This window comes from Streptomyces sp. NPDC039480 (assembly GCF_055597165.1).
This window is the reverse complement of the sequence record NZ_JBVITX010000002.1, coordinates 50974-68039: the sequence shown is the minus strand read 5'-3', so window position 1 is coordinate 68039 and position 17066 is coordinate 50974. Positions and strand designations below refer to the sequence as shown.

The 17066-nt window shown below is 69.8% G+C and carries 17 protein-coding genes and 1 pseudogene; 3 read left to right on the top strand and 15 right to left on the bottom strand.

Features of this window, described 5'->3' with window-relative positions:
* Window positions 1-77 precede the first annotated feature (77 nt).
* From ACZ56E_RS06225 to ACZ56E_RS06190, 8 genes are all read right to left on the bottom strand, one after another.
* Window positions 78-707: a TetR/AcrR family transcriptional regulator gene (locus ACZ56E_RS06225; protein ID WP_471213070.1), complete on the bottom strand. Its 630-nt coding sequence runs from the start codon at window positions 705-707 to the stop codon at window positions 78-80.
* A gap of 163 nt (window positions 708-870) precedes the next feature.
* Window positions 871-2235, bottom strand: coding sequence for a dicarboxylate/amino acid:cation symporter (locus ACZ56E_RS06220; RefSeq protein WP_471211716.1), 1365 nt, complete (start codon window positions 2233-2235; stop codon window positions 871-873).
* Window positions 2236-2598: 363 nt separating this feature from the next.
* Window positions 2599-2892: a DUF4229 domain-containing protein gene (locus ACZ56E_RS06215; protein ID WP_362996552.1), complete on the bottom strand. Its 294-nt coding sequence runs from the start codon at window positions 2890-2892 to the stop codon at window positions 2599-2601.
* 121 nt (window positions 2893-3013) lie between these two features.
* Window positions 3014-4177: an aminofutalosine synthase MqnE gene (mqnE, locus tag ACZ56E_RS06210; protein WP_471211713.1), complete on the bottom strand. Its 1164-nt coding sequence runs from the start codon at window positions 4175-4177 to the stop codon at window positions 3014-3016.
* An 84-nt stretch (window positions 4178-4261) separates the two neighbouring features.
* Window positions 4262-4717 (bottom strand): Lrp/AsnC family transcriptional regulator, encoded by a 456-nt coding sequence (locus ACZ56E_RS06205; protein WP_030791839.1) that lies wholly within the window; start codon window positions 4715-4717, stop codon window positions 4262-4264.
* A 121-nt stretch (window positions 4718-4838) separates the two neighbouring features.
* Window positions 4839-5513 carry a UbiX family flavin prenyltransferase gene (locus ACZ56E_RS06200; RefSeq protein WP_468604262.1) on the bottom strand — a complete coding sequence of 225 codons (675 nt, stop codon included), beginning with the start codon at window positions 5511-5513 and terminating at the stop codon, window positions 4839-4841.
* A 25-nt stretch (window positions 5514-5538) separates the two neighbouring features.
* A complete protein-coding gene (gene mqnP, locus ACZ56E_RS06195) occupies window positions 5539-6441 on the bottom strand; it encodes a menaquinone biosynthesis prenyltransferase MqnP (RefSeq protein ID WP_468718989.1) in 903 nt (300 codons plus the stop codon).
* Entirely contained in the window at window positions 6438-7892 is a 1455-nt protein-coding gene (locus ACZ56E_RS06190; RefSeq protein WP_468604258.1) for a menaquinone biosynthesis decarboxylase, read from the bottom strand. The genes mqnP and ACZ56E_RS06190 overlap by 4 nt, the downstream gene beginning before the upstream one ends.
* A gap of 89 nt (window positions 7893-7981) precedes the next feature.
* Between ACZ56E_RS06190 and ACZ56E_RS06185 the strand changes: the two genes are divergently transcribed.
* A complete protein-coding gene (locus ACZ56E_RS06185; RefSeq protein WP_471211709.1) occupies window positions 7982-8290 on the top strand; it encodes a PLD nuclease N-terminal domain-containing protein in 309 nt (102 codons plus the stop codon).
* Window positions 8291-8296: 6 nt separating this feature from the next.
* Window positions 8297-9187, top strand: a pseudogene (locus tag ACZ56E_RS06180) (LysR family transcriptional regulator); the annotation flags it as partial.
* On the opposite strand, the gene ACZ56E_RS06175 reads toward ACZ56E_RS06180, so the two are convergent.
* Window positions 9090-10085 carry a DMT family transporter gene (locus tag ACZ56E_RS06175; RefSeq protein WP_471211707.1) on the bottom strand — a complete coding sequence of 332 codons (996 nt, stop codon included), beginning with the start codon at window positions 10083-10085 and terminating at the stop codon, window positions 9090-9092. The pseudogene ACZ56E_RS06180 and the gene ACZ56E_RS06175 sit on opposite strands and share 98 nt — an antisense overlap.
* Window positions 10086-10207: 122 nt before the next feature.
* On the opposite strand from ACZ56E_RS06175, the gene ACZ56E_RS06170 reads away from it, so the two are divergent.
* Window positions 10208-11140 carry an isopenicillin N synthase family dioxygenase gene (locus ACZ56E_RS06170; protein WP_471211705.1) on the top strand — a complete coding sequence of 311 codons (933 nt, stop codon included), beginning with the start codon at window positions 10208-10210 and terminating at the stop codon, window positions 11138-11140.
* 29 nt (window positions 11141-11169) lie between these two features.
* Here ACZ56E_RS06170 and ACZ56E_RS06165 read toward each other — a convergent pair whose 3' ends face one another.
* The 6 genes from ACZ56E_RS06165 to ACZ56E_RS06140 all read right to left on the bottom strand — a co-directional run bounded on the left by ACZ56E_RS06165 (window position 11170) and on the right by ACZ56E_RS06140 (window position 16995).
* Entirely contained in the window at window positions 11170-12096 is a 927-nt protein-coding gene (locus tag ACZ56E_RS06165) for a CU044_5270 family protein (protein WP_471211702.1), read from the bottom strand.
* The gene (locus tag ACZ56E_RS06160) at window positions 12093-12686 is read right to left on the bottom strand and encodes an RNA polymerase sigma factor (protein WP_471211701.1); all 594 of its coding nucleotides are present in this window, start codon (window positions 12684-12686) and stop codon (window positions 12093-12095) included. The genes ACZ56E_RS06165 and ACZ56E_RS06160 overlap by 4 nt, the downstream gene beginning before the upstream one ends.
* A gap of 84 nt (window positions 12687-12770) precedes the next feature.
* Complete coding sequence (ccsB, locus tag ACZ56E_RS06155) at window positions 12771-13865, bottom strand: c-type cytochrome biogenesis protein CcsB (RefSeq protein WP_471211697.1); 1095 nt, start codon at window positions 13863-13865, stop codon at window positions 12771-12773.
* The gene (resB, locus tag ACZ56E_RS06150) at window positions 13862-15592 is read right to left on the bottom strand and encodes a cytochrome c biogenesis protein ResB (protein ID WP_471211694.1); all 1731 of its coding nucleotides are present in this window, start codon (window positions 15590-15592) and stop codon (window positions 13862-13864) included. The genes ccsB and resB overlap by 4 nt, the downstream gene beginning before the upstream one ends.
* A 3-nt stretch (window positions 15593-15595) precedes the next feature.
* Window positions 15596-16360 (bottom strand): cytochrome c biogenesis CcdA family protein, encoded by a 765-nt coding sequence (locus ACZ56E_RS06145; protein WP_468604242.1) that lies wholly within the window; start codon window positions 16358-16360, stop codon window positions 15596-15598.
* Window positions 16360-16995 carry a TlpA family protein disulfide reductase gene (locus tag ACZ56E_RS06140; protein ID WP_468604240.1) on the bottom strand — a complete coding sequence of 212 codons (636 nt, stop codon included), beginning with the start codon at window positions 16993-16995 and terminating at the stop codon, window positions 16360-16362. The genes ACZ56E_RS06145 and ACZ56E_RS06140 overlap by 1 nt, the downstream gene beginning before the upstream one ends.
* Window positions 16996-17066: the final 71 nt, after the last annotated feature.

Sequence of the window (17066 nt, the reverse complement as noted above, 5' to 3'; positions counted from 1 at the left end):
CCGTTCAGGACGAATACCTCGAACAGCTCATAACCGACGAGTAACCCTACGTAGGAGTAACCACCCCGAGCCGCGCCTCAAGGAGACGGGAGGGACGACCACCGCCGCCCCTCCATCAGCCCCCCGAGCCCCGCCCACGCGAAGTTCATGAGCGTGCCCGCGGCCTCCTTGGCCGATACGGACCCGTCCGTGTTGGCCCACCCCGCCAGCGACTCCGCCGCCCCCACGAGCGCCTGGGCGAGCCCCGCCACCTCCCGCTCGGGCAGCGAAGGGTCACCGTGCGCGGACCGCGCCGCCTGCGCGATCAGCGACGTCACGAACGTGACGATCTCCTCCCGCGCCGCGGCGACCTCGGCCGCGAACGGCTCCCCCTGCGTGCGCGCCTGGGTGTGCAGCACCGACCAGCCGTCGGGCCGCTCGGCGGTGTGCGCGAAGAACGCCCGCAGCCCGTCCCACAGCTGCCGGTCGGCGGGCTCCCCCACGGCCCCGTCGGCACCCTTGCGCACCGCGGCGACGAGCGCGGCGGCCTCCCGCCGGATGCACGCGCCGAAGAGCTCTTCCTTGGAGTTCAGATACAGATACACGAGCGGCTTGGAAACACCGGCGAGCTCCGCGATCTCGTCCATGGAAGCGGCCCGGTACCCCCGCTGCCCGAAGGTCCGCACCGCCGCGTCCAGCATCTGCTGCTCACGCACGGCCCGCGGCATCCTCTTCTGCCGCCGCTTCTCACCCACACCCACCCCGGCCCCCGCCTTCCCACGCTGTCCGTTCCCCCGCCAGCGTACGGTCAACGGACACCGGGCCACGATCACCGGAAAGCCCCGCCCCGGAATCCCGGGACGGGGCTTCAGCCGATGGACCGGCCGCGGCTCAGGCGGTGGCAGGCACCGCGTGGGACGAAGGCGACTCGTCGAAGTCGTCGAGCGGGGACGCCGACGCGCTCTCGTACGCCTCCCGGTCGAGAATCTTCTCGCGGGCGGCGACGATCACCGGCACCAGCGCCTGCCCGGCGACGTTCGTCGCCGTGCGCATCATGTCCAGGACCGGGTCGATGGCGAGGAGCAGGCCCACGCCCTCCATCGGCAGGCCGAGGGTGGAGAGGGTCAGGGTCAGCATGACCGTGGCACCCGTCAGGCCCGCCGTCGCGGCCGAGCCGACGACCGAGACGAACGCGATGAGCAGGTACTCCTTGATGCCCAGGTTCACGTCGAAGATCTGGGCGACGAAGATCGCGGCGATCGACGGGTAGATCGCGGCGCAGCCGTCCATCTTCGTGGTCGCGCCGAAGGGCACGGCGAAGGACGTGTACTCCTTCGGGACGCCGAGGCGCTCGGTGACCTTCTGGGTGACCGGCATGGTGCCGACCGAGGAGCGGGAGACGAAGGCCAGCTGGATCGCGGGCCAGGCGCCCTTGAAGAACTGGAGCGGGTTGACCTTGGCGACGAACGCGAGCAGCAGCGGGTAGACGCCGAAGAGGACCAGGGCGCAGCCGACGTAGATGTCGGCGGTGAACGTCGCGTACTTGCTGATGAGGTTCCAGCCGTAGTCCGCGATGGCGAAGCCGATGAGGCCGATGGTGCCGATCGGGGAGAGCTTGATGACCCACCACAGGGCCTTCTGGAGCAGGGCGAGGACGGACTCGCTGAGCTCCAGGATGGGCTGCGCCTTGTCGCCGATCTTGAGGACGGCGATGCCGGCGACGGCGGCCATGAAGACGATCTGCAGGACGTTCAGCTCGGTGAAGGGCGTGATGACGTCCGTCGGGATGATCCCGGTCAGGAAGTCGATCCAGGAGCCGGCGTCCTCCGGGGCCTTGCCGTCCTTCGGGGTCAGGCCGGTGCCCGAGCCGGGGTTCGTCAGCAGGCCGATGGTGAGGCCGATGGCGACCGCGATCAGCGACGTGATCATGAACCACAGCAGGGTGCGGGTGGCGAGCCGTGCGGCGTTGTTGACCTTCCGCAGGTTGGTGATCGACACCAGGATCGCGAAGAAGACGAGCGGGGCGACCGCGAGCTTCAGCAGCTGGATGAAGGTGCTGCCCACCTTGTCCAGCGTGGTGACGAGCCAGGACACGTCCTGGTCGCGGGCGATCCAGCCGAGCAGCACACCGAGGACCAGACCGCCGAGGATCTGCGCCCAGAAGGGGATCTTGAGGAACTTGGGTATCCGAAAGCCGGACTGGGGCTTCTCGGGCTGGCCGGCCTTGTCGGCGGGCGTCGCGGAATTCGCGGACACGGACACACTCCGGTGAGGAAAGTCAGGGTGAGGGGGACGTACGGGAGCGGCGACCGCGAAGGGTCAGCAGCGCCGCTGCAGCGGGGGTCACGTTCAGATGTGACAGGCCGCGGACATGCAGCGGCAGAGGTCGACATGCAGGCGCGCCACGAGCGGGACGCTCACGGCGTGACGGTGCGCTGCTGCTGTCTTCATGACAAACACGTTAACACTCGTGCTTTGAGAACATCAAAGGTCTTGTTTGAGGTAGCGGCCGTCCGCGAGGCCCCGGAACCGCCCGGAACGCACGGAACCCCGGCGCCGCAGCGCCGGGGTTCCGGTGAGAGTGATGAACGTTACGAACTACGAACTACGGACTACGGACTACGAACGCTGGGCGCGCGCCACGTCGTCCGCCTCGTCCTCCTGGGTGCGGTTCGCCTCCAGGTTGGCCTTGGCGCGGTCCACGCGCGCGACGACGTCCATCGAGGCGCGGTCGCGCTCCTTACGGAGGGCCACGAAGCTGATGGGCGCGGAGACGACCAGCGAGAGCAGCAGCACCCACAGCAGGTTCGAGTCGCCGAGTCCGCGCGGCAGGATCTCGGAGTAGACGAGGCCCCAGACGACCAAGAAGCAACCCACGAAGATTCCGAGGCGCATCAGCGTGTAGCGGAGCATGTCAATCCACTCTTCCGTTCCGAAATGGGCCCGAGCAGGACGAGCCTCTCCAGTGAAGCATGGAGTGGCCCGACCCCGGCAAGGGGGTCGTCCCCGGCAGGGGGTCGTCCCCGGCAGGGGGTCAGACCCGCATCGCCTGCGGCGTCTCCCGCAGCAGCGGGTCCGGCCCCTCGTACTCGCGGATCGCCTCGTAGCGCGTGTTCCGCTCGACCGGGCGGAAGCCGGCCTCGCGGATCAGGTCGAGGAGGTCCTCGCGGGTCAGCTTGTTCGGCGTACCGAAGTTGTCGGCGTCGTGCGTGATCTTGTACTCGACGACCGAGCCGTCCATGTCGTCCGCGCCGTGCTGGAGGGCGAGCTGCGTCGTCTGGAGGCCGTGCATGACCCAGAAGACCTTGACGTGCGGGACGTTGTCGAAGAGGAGCCGTGAGACCGCGAAGGTCTTCAGGGCCTCCGCGCCGGACGCCATGGTGGTGCGCGCCTGGAGGCGGTTCCTGACCTTGCCGTCCTTCATGTCCACGAAGTCGTGCTGGTAGCGCAGCGGGATGAAGACCTGGAAGCCGTTCGTCTCGTCCTGGAGCTCACGCAGGCGAAGGACGTGGTCGACGCGGTGGCGCGGCTCCTCGATGTGGCCGTACAGCATCGTGCACGGGGTCTTCAGACCCTTCTCGTGCGCGAGGCGGTGGATGCGCGACCAGTCCTCCCAGTGGGTGCGGTGGTCGACGATGTGCTGCCGCACCTCCCAGTCGAAGATCTCCGCGCCGCCGCCGGTCAGCGACTCCAGGCCCGCCTCGATCAGCTCGTCCAGGATGTCGGAGGCCGACATGCCGGAGATCGTCTCGAAGTGGTGGATCTCGGTGGCGGTGAAGGCCTTCAGGGAGACGTCCGGGAGCGCCTTCTTGAGCTCGCTCAGCGACCGCGGGTAGTAGCGCCACGGCAGGTTCGGGTGCAGGCCGTTGACGATGTGCAGCTCGGTGAGGTTCTCGCCCTCCATCGCCTTGGCGAGGCGGACGGCCTCCTCGATGCGCATCGTGTACGCGTCCTTCTCGCCCGGCTTCCGCTGGAACGAGCAGTAGGCGCAGGACGCGGTGCACACGTTCGTCATGTTGAGGTGGCGGTTGACGTTGAAGTGCACGACGTCGCCGTTCTTGCGGGTGCGCACCTCGTGGGCGAGGCCGCCGAGCCAGGCCAGGTCGTCCGACTCGTAGAGCGCGATGCCGTCCTCGCGGGACAGCCGCTCGCCGTCCCGGACCTTCTGCTCAAGTTCGCGCTTGAGACCTGCGTCCATGCCCTCGCCCTTACCTCTCCAGCAACCTGCGGCCTGCGGCCCGCGCCCTACGACAAACTCCCGCCAACCGTACGCCCCCGCGCCTCACTCCTCTTCGGGCAGCTCTCCGACCCGGTTCTCCCACTTCGTGGAGAGCACGATCGTCGTACGCGTCCGGGAGACGCCCCGCGTGCCGGAGAGCCGGCGGATCGTCTTCTCCAGGCCGTCCACGTCGCTCGCCCTGACCTTGAGCATGTACGAGTCGTCGCCCGCGATGAACCAGCAGTCCTCGATCTCGTGCAGGTCCTTCAGGCGCCGCGCCACGTCCTCGTGGTCGGCGGCGTCGGAGAGCGAGATCCCGATGAGGGCGATGACGCCGAGGCCGAGCGAGGCGGAGTCGACGGTCGCGCGGTAGCCCGTGATGACACCGGCCGCCTCGAGGCGGTTGATCCGGTCCGTGACGCTCGGCCCGGAGAGGCCCACGAGCCGCCCGAGTTCTGCGTACGAGGCCCGGCCGTTCTCCCGCAGGGCCTGGATGAGCTGCCTGTCCACGGCGTCCATAGGTGCGATGCCTTTCATTATTCAGCGATACCGCGAGTCTATGTGCAGAATCTAAGGCGCAACAGGGTCTAAACCCTGCGAATCTTTCCCATGTGTCCACAGGACGGCCGAGCTGGAGGCACTATTCCCCCCGGGAGCCGGAGCCGAGCTCTCCCTCCCACCGGCGGTACAAGCCGTGCGGCACCCGTGCCGCGTCGAGCACCCGCCCGGCGACGAAGTCGACCAGGTCCTGGATGTGCGTCGCCCCCGCGTAGAACGCCGGGGAGGCGGGCAGCACGATCGCGCCCGCGTCGTCCAGGCTCACCAGGTGCCTCAGCGTCTGGCCGTTCAGCGGCGTCTCGCGTACGCAGACCACGAGCCGCCGGCCCTCCTTCAGCGTCACGCTCGCCGACCGCTGGAGCAGGTCCTTCGACAGCCCCAGCGCCACCCCGGCCACGCACGCCGTGGACGCCGGCACGATCAGCATCCCCTTCGTCGCGTACGACCCCGAGGACGGTCCCGCCGCCAGATCACCGGCGGCCCAGTACCGCACGTCGGACACGTCGGGGTCGAACACCGCCGGCTTGCCGTCCGCGCCGCGCGCCAGCCACTGCCGCAGGTCGTCCCGCCAGTGCGCGTCCCGGAAGGCGATGCCCGTCTCGTCGAGCAGCGTCAGCCGCGACGCCCGCGAGACGACGAGGTCCACGCTCTCCCCCGCCGCGAGCAGCGCGCGCAGCACCGCGGCGGCGTACGGCGTCCCGGAGGCGCCCGACACCCCCACGATCCAAGGCCTACGCTGCGTATCTCCTGGGTTCACGCTGTGCAGCCTATCCGTCGGCGTTTCAGACGGTGAGCCCGCGTACGAGCAGATCCAGCAGCGCGCACGCGAACAGGGCGATCCCGATGAAGCCGTTCACCTGGAAGAAGGCGCGGTTCAGCCGGGACAGGTCGTGCGGCTTCACGATCGAGTGCTCGTAGACGAAGGCACCGGCCACGACCGCGAGGCCGAGCCAGAAGAACACGCCCGCGTCGGTGGAAGCGGCGTACCAGACGAAGAGCGCCGTCGTCACGAGGTGGCAGCCGCGCGCGCCCCAGATCGCGGCGGGGATGCCGAACCGCGCGGGCACCGACTTCACGCCGACCTCGCGGTCCGTCTCCACGTCCTGGCAGGCGTAGATCAGGTCGAAGCCGCCGATCCACACGCCGACCGCGAGCCCGAGGATCACCGCCTGGCCCGACCACTCGCCGGTGACCGCGATCCACGCGCCGACCGGGCCCATCGCCTGGGCGAGGCCGAGGATCGCCTGCGGGAAGTTCGTGAACCGCTTGCCGTACGGATAGACGACCATCGGCACCACGGCGACGGGCGCAAGCGCCAGACAGAGCGGGTTGAGCAGCGCGGCCGACGCGAGGAACACGGCGAGCGCGATCAGCGCGCCCGTCCACGCGGACTTCACCGACACCGCGCCCGTGACGAGCTCGCGGTGCGCGGTGCGCGGGTTGCGGGCGTCGATCTCGCGGTCGATGATCCGGTTCGCCGCCATCGCGAACGTGCGCAGGCCGACCATGCAGACGGTCACCAGGAGCAGCCGCCCCCAGTGGATGTTCTCGTCCAGCCGGAACATCGCGGTCAGCGCGGCGATGTACGCGAACGGCAGCGCGAACACGGAGTGCTCGATCATGACGAGCCGCAGGAATGCCTTGGTGCGCCCCGGCTGCGGGATCGCGGCTGATGCTGAACTCACGAGAGTCCGTACTCCTTCCAGCGACGGTCGACCTTCGCCGCCGTCTCCGGGTCGGACTCGACCATGTCCGGCCAGCCGCCGTCCCGGGTGTAGCCCTCCTCGGGCAGCTTCTTCGTCGCGTCGATGCCCGCCTTGCCGCCCCAGAACTGCTGGTAGGAGGCGTGGTCGAGGTGGTCGACCGGGCCCTCGACGACGGTGAGGTCCCGGGCGTAGTCGGTGTTGCCGAGCGCCCGCCAGGACACCTCGTGCAGATCGTGGACGTCGCAGTCCTTGTCCACGACGACGATCAGCTTCGTCAGGGACATCATGTGCGCGCCCCAGATGGCGTGCATGACCTTCTGCGCGTGCTTCGGGTACTTCTTGTCGATCGAGACGATCGCGCAGTTGTGGAAGCCGCCCGACTCCGGCAGGTGGTAGTCGACGATGTCCGGGACGATCACCTTGAGGAGGGGGAGGAAGAACCTCTCCGTCGCGCGGCCGAGCGGCCCGTCCTCCGTCGGCGGGCGGCCGACGACGATGGACTGGAGCAGCGGCCGCTTCCGCATCGTCACGCAGTCGATCTTCAGCGCGGGGAACGGCTCCTGCGGCGTGTAGAAGCCGGTGTGGTCGCCGAAGGGGCCCTCCGGCAGCATCTCGCCCGGCTCCAGCCAGCCCTCGATGACGACCTCGGCGTGCGCCGGCACCTGGAGCGGGACCGTCTTGCAGTCGACCATCTCGACGCGCTTGCCCTGGATGAACCCGGCCAGCATGTACTCGTCCATGTCGCCGGGCAGCGGCGCCGTCGACGCGTACGTCACGGCGGGCGGGCAGCCGAAGGCGATCGCGACCGGCAGCTTCTCGCCCCTGCGGGCGGCCACCTGGTAGTGGTTGCGGCTGTCCTTGTGGATCTGCCAGTGCATGCCGATGGTGCGCTTGTCGTGGCGCTGGAGGCGGTACAGGCCGAGGTTGCGCACCCCGGTGTCCGGGTCCTTGGTGTGGGTCAGGCCCAGGTTGAAGAAGGAGCCGCCGTCCTCGGGCCAGGTGAAGAGCGCGGGCAGCTGCTCCAGGTCGACGTCGTCGCCGGTGAGGACGACCTCCTGGACCGGCGCCTCCTTGACCTTCTTCGGCGGTACGTGCGTCATCGCGCCGAGCTTGCCGAACGCCTCGCGCACCCCGACGAAGCCGTGCGGCAGCTCCGGCTTGAGCAGGCCGCCGATCTTCTCGCTGATCTCGCCGTACGACTTCAGGCCCAGCGCCTTCAGGAGGCGGCGGTCCGTCCCGTACACGTTCATCGCCAGGGGCATCGCGGAGCCCTTGACGTTCTCGAAGAGGAGCGCCGGGCCGCCGGCCTTCTGGACGCGGTCGACGATCTCGCCGACCTCCAGATACGGGTCGACCTCGGCCTTGATGCGCTTGAGATCGCCCTCGCGGTCCAGTGCCCGGAGCAGGGAGCGAAGATCGTCGTAAGCCATGCGTTCCAGTATCCGGCACCGGTTACCCTGGCCCCGTCACCGGGGGTTCGCACGGCCTCCGCCGCCACTGCTTGGGGGATCGCGCCACCATGCTCAGGTATCTGCCGTTCCTGCTGGTCCTGGCGGTGTGGATCTACGCCTTCATCGATGTCCTGAACACTCCGGAGAAGGAGGTCAGGCATCTGCCCAAGGTGGTGTGGGTCATCATCGTGCTGCTCTTCGGAGAAGTGCTGCTCGGCCCGATCGCCTGGTTCGTCACCGGCAAGAAGCGGCACGCGCCCGGCACCGGAGGCGGCAGGACCCGCTGGGTCGCACCCGACGACAACCCGGAGTTCCTGAAGTCCCTCAAGGAAGAGGACCCGGACGAGAAGAAGCGCGACAAGGGCAACGAGGGCTGAGGAGCCGTGGAACTGCGGCTCCTCCTGACCTTCGAGAAGGTCGCCACCGTCCTCTCCTTCACCCGCGCCGCCACCGAGCTGAAGTACGCGCAGTCCAGCGTCACCAGCCAGATCCGCGCCCTGGAGACCTCACTCGGCACCGAGCTCTTCGACCGGCTCGGCAGCCGCATCCGCCTGACCGAGGCGGGTGAGCGGCTGCTCCCCTACGCCCGGCAGATCATCGACCTCGCCGACGAGGCACGGGCCGCCGTCGTCGACGCCGAGGAGCCGTCCGGCGCCATCGCGGTCGGCACGATGGAGTCCCTGACGTCCTACCGCCTCCCGCCGCTCCTCGAACTCTTCCACCACCGCTACCCGAAGGTGCGGCTCTCGCTGCGCCCCACCCTGGGCGACGAGACCCGGCGGGCGCTGCGGCAGGGGACGTACGACGTGGGTTTCCTGATGGAGCCGGAGACCGCGCACCAGGGCCTGGAGACGGAGGTCCTCGCCGAGGAGCCGCTGGTCCTGGTCTGCGCACCGGCCCACCCGCTGGCCGCGCGGGGAGCGGCGGACCTCACCACGGACGACCTGGCCTCCGCGCAGCTCGTCGGCACCGAGCCCGGCTGTCCGTACCGGGACCTCTTCGAGGAGGAGCTGCGCGGCCGGACCGGCACGCCGCCCCCGTTCATGGAGTTCGGCACCATCGAGGCGACCAAGCAGGGCGTGGCGGGCGGCCTCGGGGTGGCGCTGCTGCCGGCCGTGGCGGTGGCGCGGGAGCTGGCGGACGGCACGCTCGTACGGCTGCCGTGGGAGCCGCCGTTCACGCTGTGGACCCAGCTCGCGTGGCGGTCGGGGAAGCGTCTGCCGCCGCAGGTGCGGCTGTTCGTGGAGCAGGCCGTGCGGCTCGTGCGGGAGCAGGGCCGGTCCCCCGGGCCAGCGTGACCCTGAGGCTCGCCAGGACGATCAGCGGGACGCCGAGGGCCTGGACGGGCCCGATGTGGTGGCCGTAGACCGCCCAGTCGGCGACCATCGCGACCGCCGGGTAGGTGAAGGCGAGCACGGCGATCTTGGCGGTGGGCAGCTTGGCGTACGCCGCGTACATCAGGACGTACATCAGACCTGTGTGGATCACGCCGAGCCCGGCGAGCCAGGCCCACCCGGCACCCGTGCCGCTCATCGCGCCGAAGTCGGCGAAGGGCAGCAACAGCGGGATGCCGACGACGACTTGGACCAGGGCGATCAGGTGCGGGCGGACGCCGGTTATGCTCCCCCACTGCTCAACGCGTGGGGGGACCCCCATGGTGACGAGGGTGGACAGGGCGTAGAGGGCGGCGGCGAGGAGCGCGAGCCCGATGCCCGCGAGCGATCCCGTGTCGCCCGGGCGCACCCCGGAGACCAGCACGAGCCCCGCGAACGCGGCGACGAGCCAGCCCAGTTGGGAGCGGCTCAGGCGCTCGCGCAGGACGACGGCGCTGAGCAGCACCAGGAAGAACGGCTGCGTGTGGTAGACGACGGTGGCCAGGGAGATCGAGGTGGCCTCGTACGCCTTGAAGAGGAACACCCAGTTGAAGACGATGAACACGCCGCCGAGCGCGGCGAGTCCGAGCTTCCTGAGGGTGAGCCCGTGGTCGCGGAAGTAGCCGCGCGCGAAGGCGTACGCGCCGAGGGCGAGGGCGCCGAACAGGACGCGGAAGAAGACGACGTCGAATGCGGCCGCGCCGGACTCGACGACGAAGATCCCGAGGGTGCCGGAGAGCACCATCGCGGCGGTGAGCTGGGCGGTGCCCGTGCGCTCCGAGGACTGGGTGGTGGTCATGCCGCCGAAGCTACGAGCGGGCGCGCACGCTGGTCCACGCGCCAGTGGGGCGTCCTCCCGATGGCTCCATCGGCGTGGCCGATGAGGCCTGACCGGGGGCCCGGAGGGGCACGATGGGAGGCATGAGCAGCGCATCCCGCATTCCGACGGTCGACCTGCGGCCGTGGCTTTCCGGTGACCCCGACGCCCGCGCGCGGACGGCCCGCACCGTCGACGAGGCCCTGCGGACCGCCGGGTTCCTCCTGGTGACGGGGCACGGCGTCGACCCGGCGCTGCGCACGGCGATCCGGTCGTCGGCCCGCGGCTTCTTCCACCTGCCCGCCGAGGCGAAGCGGCCGTACGCGGTACGGGTCGGCGGGCGCGGCTGGCTCGGCCCCGGCGCCGAGGCGAACAGCTACGCGGAGGGCACGCCCGCTCCCCCGGACCTGAAGGAGTCCCTGTCCTTCGCGGCGGACGACCCGACGGGCGACCCGGCCGTGGACGCCGAGTGGTTCACCCCCAACACCTGGCCGGAAGAGACCCCCGAGCTACGGGCACTCGTCCAGACGTACCTCCACGAGATGCGCTCCCTCTCCGACCGCCTCCTCGAACTGCTGGGCGTGGCACTGGGCGAGGCCGACGACTTCTTCACCCGCCACACCACCCACCCCACCTGGGGCTTCAACATCAACTGGTACCCGGGCCGGGAGCGCGTCGGCGCCCCCGAGCCGGGCCAGTTCCGCATCGGCCCGCACACGGACTTCGGCACGGTCACGGTCCTCGACCGGCAGGCGGGCCGGGGCGGCCTCCAGGTCTTCACGGACGAGGGCGGCTGGGAGGACGCCCCCTTCGACCCGGAGGCGTTCACGGTCAACATCGGCGACCTGATGGCCCGCTGGACCGGGAACCGCTGGCAGTCCGGCCGCCACCGCGTCCTCCCCCCGCCCGCCGACCACCCCACCGAGGAACTGATGTCCCTCGTCTACTTCTACGAGTGCGACCCGGGCACGGACGTGAAGGGCATCGACTCCCACGTCTACCTCCGGGGCCAGCTGGACGCGATCACGGTGGAATAGCCGGCCCGTGCAGCCCGGCGGACACGCACCTACGGACGCCGTCCCGCCTTGTCGACGACGACGCGCTCCAGGACGGCGGTGTGGGCGGTCACCGTGCCCTTCTTGAAGCCCGTCGGCAGGTCCTCGACCGCCACCTGCCGCTCACCGAGGAACTGCTTGGTCTTCTCGTCGAAGATCAGCTCCTGGCGCTCGCCGTCGTTCTCACGGGTGATGGCCACACCGCGCCGCCCCGCCGCGTCCACCACGTCCTCGCGCACCTCGACGCCGGGGATCGTCGACGCGGCGAGGTAGAGCGCGGCCGCCTGCTCCGGCGGCATCAGACCACCGCACAACTCGCCGACCTGGACGAACGCGTTCTGGTCCTTGCTCTCGCCGCCCGCGGCCACCCGGTACAACCAGTCCCGCATGTTCACCGGATCGGTCGGCAGCTTCTGCAGGCTGCGGTAGTGGGAGTCGCTCTCCGTGAGGGGCAGGTCCGGCGGCAGGCGCTCGTGGTCGAAGTGGTCGACCCGGTCGTTGATCACCTCGGTGTGCCTGCCGTCCACCGACGCCCAGTACTCCCGTACGTGCAGGGGCTGGAGGCGCGACTTCTCGTCGCTGCCCGTCTCCATGTACCGCTCTTTGGTCCTGACGTACACGAACTGGTCGTCGCGCAGGTCCTTCGGGGCGGGCTGGGCCCGCGCCGCCGCGGCGATCTCCTCCAGCATCCGCACGGTCTCCTCCGACGGCGGCCCCGCCTGCGCCGCCCGGTCACCGAACGGCGAGGCGACCAGGACGCCCGCCGTGACGGCCGCGGCCACCGCTCCCGCGACGAGCGCGGGCCGGAACCAGACCTTCCGTGTCGCGGGCGCCTTCGTCTCGTGCTGCCGGCCGTGCTGCCGGATCTCGGTCAACAGGTGCTCCTTGAGCAGGTGATGCCGGCCCGGCGGAAGGTCGCGCTCGGGAAGTTCGTTCATCGTTTTCCCTCCCTGGAGGCTTTCGCGAGTTTCGTACGGGCCCGGGAGAGCCGGGAGCGCACGGTGCCGACCGGAATGCCGAGGGTCCGTGCGGCGGCGGTGTACTCGAGGCCCGACCAGACGCAGAGCGCGAGCACCTCACGCTCGGCGCGGCGCAGCTTCGCCAGCGCCGTACGGACCAGGGCGAGCTGGTTCTCGTCGTCGATGCGCCCGGCGAGCTCGTCCGCGAAGTCGGGGGCCGTCCCGCCCCTCGGCAGCCGGGCGACGGCGGCCGCGTGCCTGCGGGCCGCCCGGCGCACGTTGCGGGTGACGTTGGTGGCGACGCCGAGCAGCCAGGGCCGCAGGGAGCCGCCGTCCTCGTCGATCCTGCCGCGCAGCCGCCAGGCGTCCAGGAAGGTCAGGGACACGATGTCCTCGGCCTGGGCCCAGTCGCCTGTGAGGCGGTAGGCGTGGTTGTAGACGGAGCGCGCGTACGCGTCGAAGAGTTCGCCGAACGCGTCGGCGTCGCCGTCCCTGATCCGGACGCGCAGCGCCCGCCGGCGCTCCCGGTGTGCCCGCTGTTCCGCTGGTTCCCCCTGCGTCGTCTCCACGCCCTTTGACTGTCCGTACGACAGAGGCCGGTTCCTGTGACCTGGGTCACGGGAACCGGCCTCACAAGGCGGCGGTACGTCGGGTCAGACCCCGGCGTACGAGTGCTTGCCGGTGACGAAGATGTTCACTCCGTAGTAGTTGAACAGCCAGCAGCCGAAGGCGATCAGGGCCAGGTAGGCGGCCTTGCGGCCCTTCCAGCCCGCGGTGGCGCGGGCGTGCAGGTAGCCGGCGTAGGCGACCCAGGTGATGAAGGACCAGACCTCCTTGGGGTCCCAGCCCCAGTAGCGGCCCCAGGCGTCGCCCGCCCAGATCGCGCCCGCGATGATCGTGAACGTCCACAGCGGGAAGATCGCGGCGTTCAGGCGGTACGAGAACTTGTCGAGGGAGGCCGCCGAGGGGAGGCGTTCCAGGACGGAGGTGGCGAACTTGCCGGGCTGCCCGCCGTTCTGGAGCTTCGACTCGTAGCTGTCCCGGAAGAGGTAGAGCAGGGTGCCGACGCCGCCGACGTAGAAGACCGCGCCGCAGAAGATCGCCGTGGAGACGTGGATCCACAGCCAGTACGAGTGCAGGGCGGGGACCAGCTGGTCGCTGTCGGTGTACAGGACGGTGACGGCGAGGCCGAGGTCGAGCAGGACCGTGGTGACCAGCGGGAGGCCGAGCCAGGCGATGTTCTTCTTCAGCGCGAGCAGCACCAGGTACACGCCGACGGCGACGGTGGAGAAGGTGATGCTGAACTCGTACATGTTGCCCCACGGCGCGCGCTCCACCGACAGGGCGCGGGTGAGGACGCCGCCGAACTCCAGGAGGAAGGCGAGCACGGTGAGGGAGACCGCGATGCGGCCGTAGAGGTCGCCCTTCTCGTCCCCGGCGGACGCGCCGGGCCCGTCCGGCACGTCACGCGTGCCGGCCACGGACCGGGTGACGACCTTCGGCCGCTCCAGGGTGGCGGTGCCGCCCTTGGCCTGGACGGTGACCGCGGGCGCCGCGGCCGTGGCGCCCTTGCTCGGGGTGAGTGCCGCGGCGGTGCGGGCGACCTTGCTGCGGCTGCCGAAGAGCCACTCCGCCATGTGCGCGAAGAAGGCCAGGAGGTAGACGGCCATCGCGGAGTAGATCAGCACGTTGCTGATGTGGGCGAGGTTTTCGTTGGGCTCGGCGGCCAGGGTGGTGGCGAGATTCACTTCTCGGCCCCTTCGGCAGGTACGACATCGGCGTTGGGCTCGGGCGCCGTCGGCGCCTGGTCGTGCAGGTGGGCGGCGAGCTGGGAGAGCTCCTCGGGGACCTTCGCGGACTCGCTGCGGCCGAGGCCCGCCATCTCCACGACGGTGACGCCGTCGGCGCCCCGGACCGCCCGCACCCACACGCGGCGGCGCTGGATGAACAGCGACCCCGCGAGACCGGCGACGGCGGCGATCGCGCCGCCCAGCGCCCATCCGGTGCCGGGCTGCTGCGAGATCTGGAAGGTCGCCCACTCCTTGAGGTTCTTCTCGAAGGTGATCGACCCGGCGCCGTCCGGGAGCTTCATGGTCTCGCCGGGGCGCAGCCGCTGCTTGAACAGCTGCCCGTCGGCGTCCTTGAACTTCTTCATCTTGCGGGTGTCCAGCTGGTACACGTTCTGCGGGACACCGGCGTCGACGCCCAGGCTGCCGTGGTACGCGGACAGCGCGAGCACCGGGTACTCCGCGGCGGGGAACTGCGAGAACATCTGGCCCTTGCCGACGCCCGCGAAGGTCGGCACGAAGAAGGCGTTGAACCCGAGCTGGTCCGGCCTGCCGTTCTTGTCGCGGTAGTTGTCCATGACCTTGATGGCGCCGGTCGCGGTGCCGTTCTGGTCGATGGGCAGGAGCGGCACGGACGCCTGGTAGACGACCTTGCCCTTGCCGTCGCGGACGGTGACCGCGGGGGCGAAGCCGTGGCCGATGAGGTAGACCTTCGAGCCGTCGACCTCCAACGGCTTGTTGACCTCGATGGACTTCTTCTTCTCGGGGCCGTCGGCGCCCTCGGTGTAGGTGACGTCCGCACGGTAGGTGCGGGCCGTGCCGCGGTTGGGGCCCGACTTCTCGTACGTACCGACGAACTTGTCGAGCTTGAAGCTGAACGGCTCCAGGTTCCCGGAGTCGAAGAGGCTGCCGGACTTGAAGTCGTCGTACTGGCTGAGGGTGTTGGCGAAGCCGTCACCCTCCATGATCAGCTTGCCGCCCTCGGACTTGAAGAGCTGCCCGGCGGCGAACGCGATCAGCATCACGATCAGCGCGATGTGGAACATCAGGTTGCCGGCCTCGCGCAGATAGCCCTTCTCCGCGGCGACCGAGGCGCCCGCGCCGGAGCCCGCGGTGTGCGCGCGGAAGCGGCGCTGCCTGAGCATCGTCAGCGCGGCCTCGTGCACCTGCTCGGGGTCGGCCTCGGTGCGCCACGTCGTGTACGCGGGCAGCCGCGTCAGCTTCTTCGGCGCGCCCGGCGGGCGGCCGCGGAGCTGGCCGACGAACTGCCAGGTGCGGGGCACGATGCAGCCGATGAGGGAGACGAAGAGCAGGATGTAGATCGCGGAGAACCACACCGAGCTGTAGACGTCGAAGAGCTGCAGCTTGTCGTAGATCGGGGCGAGCGTGGTGTGCCGCTCCGTGAAGTCCTGGACCTTGAGCTCGTCCACGTTGTTCTGCGGGATCAGCGACCCCGGGATCGCGCCGAGGGAGAGCAGCAGGAGCAGGATCAGCGCGACCCGCATCGACGTCAGCTGCCGCCAGAACCAGCGCAGCCAGCCGGTGACACCGAGCCTGGGGAGGTTGGGCGCCGACTCGTCCCGCTCCCGGTCCCGCGGGGCGGTGGACATGCTTGCGCCCGCGGCACCGAATTCACCCTGCTCGTCAGGGGTTCCGGTCCTGCCCTCGGGCGCTTCTGTCTTACTCATGGATCAGATCCCCACCGAGTAGCTGCTGGTCCAGACCTGCATGTCCTGCACGATGCTGTCCCACACACCGGTGACGAGGAGCAGGCCGGTCGCGATCATCATGATGCCGCCGACGCGCATCACCCACGTGTAATGCCGCTTCACCCAGCCGAAGGCGCCGAGCGCCTTGCGGAAGGCGACGGCCGCGAGGATGAACGGGATGCCGAGCCCCAGGGAGTACGCGACACCGAGGATCGCCCCACGCTGCGGATTGCCGCCATCGGCAGAGAGGAACATGACCGAGGCGAGGGTCGGGCCGATGCACGGCGTCCAGCCCACGGCGAAGAGAGCGCCCACCACCGGCGCGCCGGCCAGCCCGACGGCGGGCCGCTTGTGGAAGCGGAACTCGCGCTGGGTCAGCCAGGGCATGAGCCCCATGAAGAAGAGGCCGAGCACGATCATCACCACGCCGAGCGTCGTGTTGATGGTGCTCTGGTGCTCCTTGAGCGTGCGGCCGAGAGCGCCGAAGAAGACCGTGGCGGAGACGAAGACGACGGTGAACCCGGCCACGAAGAGACCGGCCCCGGCGGCCATCCGGCCCCGGCGCGCCTCGCCGAGGTCCTGGCCGCCCACCCCGGTGACGTACGACAGATAACCGGGCACCAGCGGCAGGACGCACGGCGAGAAGAAGGAGATGAGCCCGCCGAGCAGCGCGACCGGGATCGCGAGGAGCAGGGCCCCGCTCATGACGGTCTGGTTCGTACCGGTGACGGCCGCGAGCGTCGACATCACTTCTCCGCGAGCACGGGGTCGATCATCTTCCGCAGCTTCTCCTCGCTCAGCGGCTGCTGCGCGCGGGCCGCGATCTTCCCGTCCCGGTCGACGACGAGCGTGGAGGGAATGGCGTTCGGGTTGAGCGAACCCTGGGGGAAGCGCAGCATCAGCTTCCCCATCGGGTCGTACAGGCTCGGATAGGGAACCTTGTGCTGCTTCTCGAACGAGATCGCCGGGCTGCGCTCGGGGTCACGCGTGTTGATCCCGACGAACTCGACGCCCTTGGACTTGGTCTCCTTGGCGAGCTTCACGAAGTTCGGCGCCTCGGCCCGGCACGGCGCGCACCAGGAACCCCAGACGTTTATGACGACGACCTTGCCCTTGTAGGCCTTGGTGATGTCGAGCTTCTTGCCGTCGAGGGTCTCGCCGTCGAGCGACGGGTTCGGCTTGCGGTCGCCCTTCTTGACGGTGGCGATGCCATCGGACCCGGCGACGAAGTTGGTGTTTCCGGAACCGCCCGACACACCGCCTGAGCTGCAAGCGGTCAGAGCCAGCGCCGCGACCGCGGCGCCTGCGGTGAGCAGGGCGGCACGGCTGCGGCGGTGACTGCTGCTATCGACGCGGTGTGGGGCACGGCAGGCAACACTCATGTGAAAAGTTTCGCATGTCCATTTCGGGGATCTTCCGCACCCCCTCCACCGAACGAATCGCCCACTTCAGG

Bases quoted from the DNA above. Each gene is read 5' to 3' on its own strand.
- ACZ56E_RS06225 (WP_471213070.1), bottom strand. From the start codon at position 707: ATGCCGCGGGCCGTGCGTGAGCAGCAGATGCTGGACGCGGCGGTGCGG.
- ACZ56E_RS06215 (WP_362996552.1), bottom strand. From the start codon at position 2,892: ATGCTCCGCTACACGCTGATGCGCCTCGGAATCTTCGTGGGTTGCTTC.
- mqnE (WP_471211713.1), bottom strand. From the start codon at position 4,177: ATGGACGCAGGTCTCAAGCGCGAACTTGAGCAGAAGGTCCGGGACGGC.
- ACZ56E_RS06205 (WP_030791839.1), bottom strand. From the start codon at position 4,717: ATGGACGCCGTGGACAGGCAGCTCATCCAGGCCCTGCGGGAGAACGGC.
- ACZ56E_RS06190 (WP_468604258.1), bottom strand. From the start codon at position 7,892: ATGGCTTACGACGATCTTCGCTCCCTGCTCCGGGCACTGGACCGCGAG.
- ACZ56E_RS06185 (WP_471211709.1), top strand. From the start codon at position 7,982: ATGCTCAGGTATCTGCCGTTCCTGCTGGTCCTGGCGGTGTGGATCTAC.
- ACZ56E_RS06175 (WP_471211707.1), bottom strand. From the start codon at position 10,085: ATGACCACCACCCAGTCCTCGGAGCGCACGGGCACCGCCCAGCTCACC.
- ACZ56E_RS06170 (WP_471211705.1), top strand. From the start codon at position 10,208: ATGAGCAGCGCATCCCGCATTCCGACGGTCGACCTGCGGCCGTGGCTT.
- ACZ56E_RS06165 (WP_471211702.1), bottom strand. From the start codon at position 12,096: ATGAACGAACTTCCCGAGCGCGACCTTCCGCCGGGCCGGCATCACCTG.
- resB (WP_471211694.1), bottom strand. From the start codon at position 15,592: ATGAGTAAGACAGAAGCGCCCGAGGGCAGGACCGGAACCCCTGACGAG.
- ACZ56E_RS06145 (WP_468604242.1), bottom strand. From the start codon at position 16,360: ATGTCGACGCTCGCGGCCGTCACCGGTACGAACCAGACCGTCATGAGC.
- ACZ56E_RS06140 (WP_468604240.1), bottom strand. From the start codon at position 16,995: ATGAGTGTTGCCTGCCGTGCCCCACACCGCGTCGATAGCAGCAGTCAC.